Origin of the sequence: Janthinobacterium sp. AD80 (assembly GCF_002878455.1) — a bacterium.
Lineage (GTDB): Bacteria > Pseudomonadota > Gammaproteobacteria > Burkholderiales > Burkholderiaceae_D > Janthinobacterium.
Genome location: NZ_NRDQ01000344.1, coordinates 1 through 1,011, shown reverse-complemented (window position 1 = coordinate 1,011; position 1,011 = coordinate 1). Strand labels below are relative to the sequence as shown.

The following is a 1,011-nucleotide window of genomic DNA, read 5'->3' as shown; positions in this document are numbered from 1 at the left end:
GTGCGGCCGCGGCGCTGCCGGGCGCCACGGCATCGCGCGGCAGCGCCGCTTCGCAGCCCAGCGCGATCAGCACGGCCGCCGCCAGGTAGGACACCAGGTTGCGCGCCCCTTCGCACAGCACTTCGAGCAGCAGCAGGACGGGCAGCATGGCGTCGAGCGGCAAGCCGAGCGAGGCCTGCAGCACGCCGGCCCACAGCGCCGCCTTCACGCCGGGCACGCCGACGGACCAGAGCGCCGTCCAGCCGGCCAGCAAGCTGATCAAGAGCAGCTGCGCCACTCCGGGCGGCTGGCCGTACACATTGGCGACAAACACGGCCAGCACGGCGAAATACAGCGCCTCTCCCGTGCGGATGAAGACGGGGCAGATCGACGCCATCAGCTCGACCACGCCGCGGCTGAAGCCGAGGCGCACGCTGAGCGCCTCGATGAATTCGGGCAGCGCCGCCGCGCCCACCGGCGCGAACAGGCAGACGGTGACGGGTTCGCGCAGCGCCGTCAGCACCTGCCACGGCTGCGCCTTCAGGCGCCAGGCCAGCAGCGCCACCACCAGCGCGCAGCACAGCAGCACGCTGCCGTACCAGGTGGCCAGGAAGCCCGTCAGCAGGCCGATGGACTCGCCGCCCGCCGCGCTGGTGGCGGCCGCCGCCAGGATGCAGGCCGTCAGCGGCAAGCCGGTATTCACGCAGCGGATGGACAGCTCCATGCCCCGGTACACGGCTTCGAGGATGGCGCTCAGCTGCTGGCTGGCCTCGGGCCGCTGCACCGCGACGGCGGCGCCAAACAGCAGCACGCCGATCAGCACCGAGGGCGCCGAGCCGAAGGCCATCACGGCATACAGGTTGTGCGGCACCAGATGCCGCCAAGAAAGATGGCGTCACCCTGAAATTTGCCGATGCCCAGCAAAAGCAGGAAAACCAGGTCAAGGCGCTGCGCTCCTTCATCGCGCAAAAGGTCGACGTCATCGCCTTCTCGCCCGTGGTCGAGTCGGGCTGGGATACCGTGTTGCGCGAA

At 70.2% G+C, this 1,011-nt stretch carries 1 protein-coding gene and 1 pseudogene; one reads left to right on the top strand and one right to left on the bottom strand.

Annotation, left to right across the window (positions count from 1 at the left end; all coding sequences use genetic code 11):
• A partial coding sequence (locus tag JaAD80_RS29285; protein WP_146012626.1) for a cation:dicarboxylate symporter family transporter occupies positions 1–850 on the bottom strand: 850 nt, incomplete at its 3' end.
• 2 nt (positions 851–852) lie between these two features.
• Between JaAD80_RS29285 and JaAD80_RS31805 the strand changes: the two are divergent.
• A pseudogene (locus JaAD80_RS31805) lies at positions 853–1,011 on the top strand (LacI family transcriptional regulator); the annotation flags it as partial.